This window comes from Bradyrhizobium sp. 199 (assembly GCF_023073355.1).
Classification (GTDB): domain Bacteria; phylum Pseudomonadota; class Alphaproteobacteria; order Rhizobiales; family Xanthobacteraceae; genus Bradyrhizobium.
Map to the genome: position 1 here is coordinate 294,069 of NZ_JADPJI010000011.1, position 7,987 is coordinate 302,055.

The following is a 7,987-nucleotide window of genomic DNA, read 5'->3' on the forward strand; positions in this document are numbered from 1 at the left end:
ACACGCCCTCGCAGGGCCGCCCTGGCCGGCCGCTTCCGACCTCGCATCCCCGCTGGCGGTCCGCGAGAGGAGTGCTAGACTAGGCCGAAGCCTGGGGGGAATGATGAGTGACGACGTGAAGGATGCTGGCCTGGTGGCCATGATCAGCAGCATCCTTGGAGGCAACAAGCGCGCAGACAGTGTTGCACCGCCGCCGCTCACCGAGGGCCCGCCGACAGTGCCGTCGAACGGGGTGGAAGCGGTTGCCGCGCCCATCGCCAAGGCGGCGTCGGCCAGCCAGGAGGATGCCCCCAACGCTGCGCCGTCCGCAACGGAGCGGGCCGAGCAGCCCGCGAAAATTGTCACGACGCGGGATGGCAGACAGCTGCTGCCGGCGGAAGCGATTGCCGATCTCGTGCTGGGCGAGCTGCGCAAGCTGGAGGAATTTCCGGCAACCGGCGTCTCGGTCACGGTCTATGGCTATCGGCATTGGAACGCGATGATCACCTTCGCGCCGTTCTCGACCAGTTTCCAGAATGCAACGCGGTTCCGCCAGGCCCTGTCGGATATCGTCTTCAAGCTCCGTCGTTTCGTCGAACTTGAGATATAGTCTGGCTCAAATGCCTACGGCGGCAACGCGCTGCCCGGACAGGTCGACAGGAATCTGAAATTGAGCGTCGCCTTTACCAAGGAAGAAAGCGCCGAGACTGCGTCCGAGACGCTGTTGCCGGATCGCCCGATCTCGCCGGATCCGAACCTCGTCACGGAAAAGGGCCTGCAAGCGTTGCAGGCGCAGCTTGCGGAAGCCCGCGCGGCCTATGAAGCCGCGCAAGCCATCGATGACGCCAACGAGAAACGCCGGCAGTCGGCTGTGCCCTTGCGCGACGCCCGCTATCTGACCGAACGCCTGCGCACCGCGCAGCTCGTGCCCGATCCGACCTCGACAGATCTCGTTGCCTTCGGCAGCACCGTGACCTTCAGCCGCGCTGACGGCCGCGTGCAGACCTATCGCATCGTGGGCGAGGACGAGGCCGATCCGAAGGCGGGGACGATCTCGTTCGTCGCGCCGGTCGCGCGGTCATTGATGGGGAAGGCCGTCGGCGACGTCGTGGGTTCGGGGACGCAGGAGATCGAGATTCTCGCGATCGCGTAACGCGCAACGCCCATTGGCTTCCGCTCAGGCCTGCGGGAGCTCGACGCTCGTGAGCTTGCTCAAGCTTGCAATGAGTTCGTCCTGAAATTTCGGATCCCTCGCCTGATCGGCTGGCGCCTCCTGCCGCAGGTGATGCCAGTAGCGCCCGCTGACCAGGGCAGCGGGCTCCTCGCTCACCGCCAGCCAGGTCTGGGTCCGTTGCCCGGTGGCGAGATCGACCGGAGCACTGGAACCACCCATCTTCGTGCGCACCCATCCGGGATCGACGGCGTTGCTGAGGACGTCGGGCCAGCGCCGCGCCAGTGCGAACGCCAGGGCGACCACATGCAGCTTGCTCTCGGCGTAGGCCTTGGCCGAGTCCCAGCGCCGCTTGGTCCAATCGATGTCGTCCAGCGAGCCCTCTCCACCGCGATGCAATCCGCTGCTGAGATACACCAATCGGCCGGGCCGCCGGATCAGGGCCGTGAGCACATACGGGGCGAGCGTGTTGATGGCCAGGGTCTCGGCATGGCCTTCCGGCGTGGAGCCACGGCTCGGCCGTGTGTAAACGCCGGCATTGTGGATGACCGCATCCATGCGCCCGATCGCGTTGACCTGGTCGGCGATGCTCCTCGCTTCCGCCGCGCTTGCGAGGTCACCAACGACGGTCCCCGCGGCACGCGATTCGAGCTCAGCCAGCGCTGCGGCACGATCGACCGAGCGCGCGTGCAGGACCACGCGGTGACCTTGATCCAGCAGAGATTGTGCCGCCGCCCGGCCGAGACCGTCCGTGCTTCCCGTGATGAATACCGTCGCCATGCGCTGCTCCTTCGGCTCTTTCGCGAACGCACTTACTGTCTGCGAATCGTTTCCGATGCCTGGTCCATCTAACCAAGGTGATCGCGCTCAACACTTGCGCTTGAGCTGCGTTCCGCAAAAAGAGGGCGCGTGCGGGGGCCGCGTCGCAAAAACGAGGCGAAGGGTAGGGCAAAGATAGTTATCGACAGGAGCAATCTCATTCGCCTACAGCATGAGCCATGCGTTTCCGTCGTCTTGTGCTGATATCGATCGCCTTCGCTGTCTCCGCAAAGCAAAGCCCGATCCTCGGATGAGACGGTTTCTGTCGGGTGCGCTGCCGTTCTATGCTCTGGCTGGACTAGCCATGTGCATGTACCTCGTCCTGTACAAGACGGATCTCTTCGACTTGAACGCCATCGTCCGGGGTGCAGCCGGTTCATGGTGGTTTCCGGTCTTCATGTTCGTCTGTGTGCTGCTGGAGTCGGTCTTCCCGTATTTCGGCTATTTTCCCGGAACCGCGCTCATTCTGATGTCCGTGGCGCTCAACCCGAAGTCCGCGGATCTCTCCGTCTTTGCCGTGGCGTGGCTCGCCATCATCGTGGGCGCCGTCTTGAGTTACGGACAGGCTCGTTTTTTCAGGCCGTTCCTGCAGCGGGTGGCCTCGAAAGCGGCACTGAGCCGATGTGAGCAGCTGTTCGACGCCTACGGTCCTTATGCGCGCGTGGCCTTGTTCGTTCACCCCAACGCCAGCGCGATGTATTTCACTGCACTCGGACTTCTCGGCCGCAGCCTGACGCGAGAGCTCGCTTACCTCAGCGTCGGTGCAGCCGCCGCGGTGGGCATTCTGTTCGTCGTCGTAACCAGAATAGTGTCGTCCGTCGGCCCGACCGACGAGGGCGAATTGCAGCTGCTGCTGGCGGCGGCGCTGGTCGCGATCGGGACCCTCGTCGGTCTCTACGCGGCCTGGCGGCCGGCTCCGTCGGTTTGAAGATTTAGGTGGCGTTGCTGCGTGTGGGGGCGTTCCCCCGACGACGCATCATGCCCCTGTTTTGCCCGACGGCACAAACGTGAATTCGGAATTCGCAACCCATTGATCCGACTGAGGTCGGCTACTGTGCATGGGGTTGTTTTTCGATTATTTTGACGGCACGGGTGACGACGGTCGCCATACGATCAGGATCGTCCGCAATCAGGGTGATTCAGGAAGATGGATGGTGGGCGCACAAGGGATCGAACCTTGGACCTCTCCCGTGTGAAGGGAACGCTCTCCCGCTGAGCTATGCGCCCGGGACCATCATGCAGACGCCCGGACCTTTTCGGCCGGCCGGCGCATCGGAGCCCGCGATTTAGAAGTGCGGGCTTGAGGTGTCAAGTTTCCAGGCGCCGCGTGGCCGGAAAACCTTGGCCCCCGCACGCAATTAGCGACGGACGCCGGATTTGTGGCCGCTTACGCGCCCTGCTGGCGGGCGCGGGAGGCATGGGCCTGCAGCGCCCGGATGCGCTCGGCCAGCGTTCCGCCGCCCTCCGGCAGGCGGGCGGCTGCGCCGTTGGTTGCGGCATCGTTGGCCGGGCGCGGTGCCGGCTTCGGCGGCTGGCCGGCCTCGGATGCCAGCAGCGCCTCGATCGGCGAGTTCGGGCCTTCGAGCTGCATCGCGAGTTTTGCCACCTCGGCGGCGATGTCGTTGATGCGCTCGCGCAGCAGGGCATTCTCCATGCGCTCGGTCGCCCAGGAGCTCTCGGCCTGCTGCTGGATCGCATTGATGTCGCGCTGGAGCTTGGCGCGCTCGTCGCGCGCGGTGCGGAGTTGCTCCTCCAACGCGGTCTTTTCGGCGCGCAGCGCCTCCATGGCCGCGGACGATTTGCCGCCGCTCAAGCCCGCGATCTCGACGCGCAGCTCCTTGATGGTGCGCTCGTTGGTCTCATTGGCCTGGCGCAGCTGGTTGTTCTCATAGTCGCGCTCGGCGAGCAGCTTGCCCTGCGTGGCGAGGCGGCCTTCGAGGTCGGTGACGCGGCCCGACAGCATCTCGGCTTCCTTGACCTGTCCGATCAGCTGGCGATCAAGCTCGGTGACGCGCTGGCTCAGATTCTCGACCCGGCCACGGGCATCGCCGAGCTCGCGTGAGGCGGTCTCCGATTCCAGACGCTCCTGCGCGAGCCGCGCCTGCGTCGCCGCGAACTCCTTCTCGGCGTCGCCGACGCGGTTCTTCAGCTCTTCGATCTGCGCGCGTACCGCGACCAGTTCGACCTGGCGGCTCTCCGCCATCATTGAGCGGTCGGAGAGCTCGGTGTTGATCTTGGCGAGCTCGGCCTGCTTGTCGGCAAGCGCGATCTCGGCCTCGCGCAAGGATTGGGTCTTGGCGCTGAACTCTTCCTCGGTGGCGCGGAGCTGCTCCTTCACCGCCTTCTCGCGGGCCTCGAGCGCGAAGATCGTGGCGTTCTTCTCGCCGAGTTCGATCTTCATGCGGTTGATGGCGTCGCTCTTCTTGCCGAGCTCGGCGAGCTGGCTCGTGGTCTTGTTCCTGAGCTGGTCGACGCTCATCTCGAGCCGTCGCGCCGACATGGCGAATTCCGCGCGGAGCTGATCCTTGTCGGCCTGGATCTCGGCCATCGACAGCGGCGTTGCGGCCTCGAGCCGGCGCGTGGTCAGGCGCACGGCGCGGTTATGCACCAGCGGCACGATCGCGAGCCCGAACAACATCGAGAGCAGGAAACCGATCGCCAAGTACATGATCGGCTCGACCATGGGCCAGAACTCCCAACTTTAAGGAAAAATTCACCAACGACCATGCCATGGCGGGGCGGCAAAAAGCCAGCCCCGGCCTGTCGTTAACCTTGATCCCGAGGGCGGACGGAAGAAGGAAAGCCTAGAATGGGTTCCAGGTCGCGCGCGGCGTGTATTTGAGATAGCCGATATTGGCGCCCAGTCGCAGGCCGAGCCCGGAGCGGATCGGCACCAGTACGATGTTGTTGGCGGTGAGCGCCGTCATGCCAAAGCCGCCGATGATGTAGGCCGAGCCATCGAGGCCGGCGAAGCGCTGGTAGATCGCGTTGGTGGCGGGCAGATTGTAGACCAGCGTCATGGTGCGCGCGCCGTCACCGCCCCAGTCGAAACCGAGCGAGGGGCCCTGCCAGTAGACGCGCAAGTCCCCGGCGTTCTTGGTGTAGAGCGTGCCTTCGCCGTAGCGCAGGCCGGCGACGAAGGCGCCGGACCCTTCCTCACCCAGGATATAGCCGTTCGGCAGGCCCCATTGGCTGACCGCCTTCTCGATGATGGAGGCGAGCCCGCGGGAGACGTTGCCGAAGAAGCGGTGGCCGGCGCCGACGAGCTCGTCCGGCCCGTAAGTGCTGGGCGTCGGGGCCCGCTGCGGCGGCGGCAAATCGGGCGGCGGCGCCTGCTGGGCGGAGGCCGGCACGATCCAGCCCACCATCGCGACGAGCGCGAGCGCAGCAAGGCGTGATGCGAAAGTCATAAAAGAACCCCTGGTACCGAAACCGGTCGCTTCCTTAACCTGGCGCCAACAGGCGCGGCCCTAGGTTGCGCCGGATGTCCCCTCGACTCGGATGTTATCCGCAGCAACTATGACGGCACAACGGCAGGAAGATAGCCCTTTGCGCCCCGGAATTGCCTTGATCGGCCTCCTCGTCTGCCTGCTGTCGGGCATATGGATCGCCGGCTCGGCGTTGCCGGCCGTGGCCGCCACCACCGAGCGGATCGTCGTCAACCGCTTCACCGGTGTCGCCATCGAGGGCTTCGATCCCGTCGCTTATTTCGTCGACGGCGGGGCGGCGCAGGGGACGGCCGAGTTCGAGGCCAATCTCTGGGGCGCGGTCTGGCGCTTCCGCAATGAGGGCAACCGGGCTTCCTTCCTGGCCCATCCGGAAATCTATGGGCCCCAATTCGGCGGCTACGATCCCGCCGATATCGCCCGCGGTGTCACCAATGCCGGCAATCCCCGTTTCTTCGCGATCGTGGCGCAGCGGCTGTACCTGTTCAGCCGGGAAACCAATCGCGATGCCTTTGCCGCCGACCCAGAGCGGTTCCTCTATGAGGTGGGCAAGCGCTGGCCGGCGCTTTGGGAACAGCTCAGTCAATAGATGCGTACCGCCTCAGGGTTCTGCCGCCTGTGGGTCGCCCCAGGCGATGAACTCCGGGATGATGAAGCCGGTGTCACTGCGCTGGCCGAAGCGGAGCTCGCCCCCGCTGCCATCGGTGACCCTGCCGCCGGCCGCCGTCACCACCGCAGCGCCGGCCCCGACGTCCCATTCACAGGTAGGCCCGAAGCGGGGGTAGATGTCGGCGCTGCCTTCCGCGATCCGGCCGAATTTCACGGCCGAGCCGGCCCTCCGTCTGACGGCATTGGGCCTGTTGTCGATGAACGCCTCGCTCCTGGGATCGCCATGCGAGCGGCTCACCGCCGCGATCCAGGGCTCTCCCTGCGCCGGCAGCTTGCGGGCGTGGATCGGCTCGGCCGCGCCGATGATAGCGCCGTCAAACCGCACGCGCTCGGCGCCGCGGCCGACGATGCCGCGCCACAGCAGGCCGAGCGCGGGCGCGCTGACGATGCCCAGCAGCGGCACGCCCGATGTCACGAGGGCGAGGTTGACGGTGAACTCGTCGCGACCGGCGACGAACTCCTTGGTGCCGTCGAGCGGATCGATCAGGAAGAAGCTGCCTTCGAACGGCGGGGAGGCGAGATGGGTCCGCTCTTCCGAGAGCGTCGGGACATCGCCTGCGAGCTGGGCCAGGCCCTCCGCGATGATGCGGTCGGCGGCAAGGTCGGCCTCGGTAACCGGCGAGCCGTCCTGCTTGCCGTCGACCCGCATCGCCGCGCGGTTGACCCTGAGGATCGCCTCGCCCGCCTTCACCACCAGCGCCGTCAGCGGCTCCATCAGGCCCGATGCGGCCGCGCCGTCGATGATCCGCTTCACCTGGATGCCTCAATCATCGGCAATTCGTTCCTCTCGACTGATTCGCCCCTGATCGATTCGGTTGGGCTTATGACCGCCTCGACGCGATCGCAAGCTAGCTGCCGCGGGCTGGCGAATGTTAGAACCCGCAGCATCCGTCAAGCATGCGTGATTCGCGGCGTCCAGCGCCGTGCAATTCCAGGAACCCTCCAGGACCCCTTATATGTCTGACGCCTCGTCGCCCGCGACCGCTACTGCTCCCGATATGCTCGAACTCGCAGCGCTGCTGTGCTCTCGGGTCTGCCACGATCTCATCAGCCCTGTCGGTGCCATCGTCAACGGCCTCGAAGTGCTCGACGACGATCCCAAGCCCGAAGACCGCGAATTCGCGCTCGACCTCATTCGCAAGAGCGCCAAGACCGCCTCCGCCCGGCTCCAGTTCTGCCGTCTTGCCTTCGGCGCGGCCGGCTCCTCCGGCGCGCAGATCGATCTCGGCGATGCCCAGACCATGGCGCGCGGCCACATCGAGGATGGCAAGTGCTCGATCACCTGGAATCTGCCGCGTATCCTGATGCCGAAGAACCGCGTCAAGCTGCTGCTCAACATGCTGGTCGTCGCCCAGCATACGATCCCGCGCGGCGGTATGCTGGCGATTGATCCGATTGGCGAGGGCGAAACGATGAGTTTTCGCATTACCGCGACCGGCCATAACGCGCGCCTGCCGCAGAACATCGCCGAGCTCTTGAGCGGCGAACGCGGGCCTGCCGCGGATGCGCACGCGATCCAGCCTTATTATACGCGGCTGTTGGCGCAGGCCTGCGGGCTCACCGTGAAGCTTGCGCCGGAAGGCGAAGCCATCACCGTTACCGCTTCGTAAACAGCGCGTCGCGCCCGGCCTCTTAATCGAATCTTTACGAGGCGCTTCGGCTTGTCCGGAGCGCCTTATCTCTTTGTTGGTTCCGTTCTTTTGCACATACTCAACCAATATTAAACGCTTTGCGGTGAAGCTGGCCCCATTCCGAAATGGCGCATCACACCTCGTGCGCGCCCTTCCTGTATGAAGGTCTGTTTTCATGGATGATCTGTTGCGGGAGTTTCTGACGGAGACCAGCGAGAGCCTGGACACCGTTGACAATCAGCTGGTGAAGTTCGAGCAGGAGCCGAACAACG

General features: G+C 65.2%; 9 protein-coding genes and 1 tRNA gene. 5 read left to right on the top strand and 5 right to left on the bottom strand.

Going from position 1 to position 7,987, the window contains the following annotated elements; genetic code table 11:
- The first annotated feature begins 103 nt into the window (after window positions 1–103).
- Together IVB28_RS28965 and greA are read left to right on the top strand one after the other, a co-directional pair.
- Window positions 104–589, top strand: a complete 486-nt coding sequence (locus IVB28_RS28965) for a hypothetical protein (protein ID WP_247530898.1) — start codon at window positions 104–106, stop codon at window positions 587–589.
- 60 nt (window positions 590–649) lie between these two features.
- The gene (gene greA, locus IVB28_RS28970; RefSeq protein ID WP_247530899.1) at window positions 650–1,132 is read left to right on the top strand and encodes a transcription elongation factor GreA; all 483 of its coding nucleotides are present in this window, start codon (window positions 650–652) and stop codon (window positions 1,130–1,132) included.
- A 24-nt stretch (window positions 1,133–1,156) separates the two neighbouring features.
- Here greA and IVB28_RS28975 read toward each other — a convergent pair whose 3' ends face one another.
- Entirely contained in the window at window positions 1,157–1,930 is a 774-nt protein-coding gene (locus IVB28_RS28975) for an SDR family NAD(P)-dependent oxidoreductase (protein WP_247530901.1), read from the bottom strand.
- 289 nt (window positions 1,931–2,219) lie between these two features.
- Between IVB28_RS28975 and IVB28_RS28980 the strand changes: the two genes are divergently transcribed.
- Complete coding sequence (locus IVB28_RS28980; RefSeq protein ID WP_247530903.1) at window positions 2,220–2,897, top strand: hypothetical protein; 678 nt, start codon at window positions 2,220–2,222, stop codon at window positions 2,895–2,897.
- 224 nt (window positions 2,898–3,121) lie between these two features.
- Here the strand turns inward: IVB28_RS28980 and IVB28_RS28985 are convergent.
- From IVB28_RS28985 to IVB28_RS28995, 3 genes are all read right to left on the bottom strand, one after another.
- Window positions 3,122–3,196 (bottom strand) — tRNA-Val (locus tag IVB28_RS28985).
- A 160-nt stretch (window positions 3,197–3,356) separates the two neighbouring features.
- Complete coding sequence (locus IVB28_RS28990; protein WP_247530906.1) at window positions 3,357–4,652, bottom strand: hypothetical protein; 1,296 nt, start codon at window positions 4,650–4,652, stop codon at window positions 3,357–3,359.
- Window positions 4,653–4,773: 121 nt separating this feature from the next.
- On the bottom strand, window positions 4,774–5,379 hold the full coding sequence (locus IVB28_RS28995; RefSeq protein ID WP_247530907.1) for a DUF1134 domain-containing protein: 606 nt from the start codon (window positions 5,377–5,379) through the stop codon (window positions 4,774–4,776).
- Between the two features lie 139 nt (window positions 5,380–5,518).
- On the opposite strand from IVB28_RS28995, the gene IVB28_RS29000 reads away from it, so the two are divergent.
- A complete protein-coding gene (locus IVB28_RS29000) occupies window positions 5,519–6,004 on the top strand; it encodes a YHS domain-containing (seleno)protein (protein ID WP_247530909.1) in 486 nt (161 codons plus the stop codon).
- Between the two features lie 12 nt (window positions 6,005–6,016).
- On the opposite strand, the gene IVB28_RS29005 is transcribed toward IVB28_RS29000, so the two are convergent.
- Window positions 6,017–6,838 carry a 3'(2'),5'-bisphosphate nucleotidase CysQ gene (locus tag IVB28_RS29005; RefSeq protein WP_247530910.1) on the bottom strand — a complete coding sequence of 274 codons (822 nt, stop codon included), beginning with the start codon at window positions 6,836–6,838 and terminating at the stop codon, window positions 6,017–6,019.
- Window positions 6,839–7,040: 202 nt separating this feature from the next.
- Between IVB28_RS29005 and IVB28_RS29010 the strand changes: the two genes are divergently transcribed.
- The gene (locus IVB28_RS29010; RefSeq protein ID WP_247530912.1) at window positions 7,041–7,694 is read left to right on the top strand and encodes a histidine phosphotransferase family protein; all 654 of its coding nucleotides are present in this window, start codon (window positions 7,041–7,043) and stop codon (window positions 7,692–7,694) included.
- The last annotated feature ends 293 nt before the right edge of the window (window positions 7,695–7,987 follow it).

Excerpts from the sequence above, each read along its gene's own strand:
- IVB28_RS28965 (WP_247530898.1), top strand. The coding sequence starts at position 104 with ATGAGTGACGACGTGAAGGATGCTGGCCTGGTGGCCATGATCAGCAGC.
- IVB28_RS28975 (WP_247530901.1), bottom strand. The coding sequence starts at position 1,930 with ATGGCGACGGTATTCATCACGGGAAGCACGGACGGTCTCGGCCGGGCG.
- IVB28_RS28980 (WP_247530903.1), top strand. The coding sequence starts at position 2,220 with ATGAGACGGTTTCTGTCGGGTGCGCTGCCGTTCTATGCTCTGGCTGGA.
- IVB28_RS28990 (WP_247530906.1), bottom strand. The coding sequence starts at position 4,652 with ATGGTCGAGCCGATCATGTACTTGGCGATCGGTTTCCTGCTCTCGATG.
- IVB28_RS28995 (WP_247530907.1), bottom strand. The coding sequence starts at position 5,379 with ATGACTTTCGCATCACGCCTTGCTGCGCTCGCGCTCGTCGCGATGGTG.
- IVB28_RS29010 (WP_247530912.1), top strand. The coding sequence starts at position 7,041 with ATGTCTGACGCCTCGTCGCCCGCGACCGCTACTGCTCCCGATATGCTC.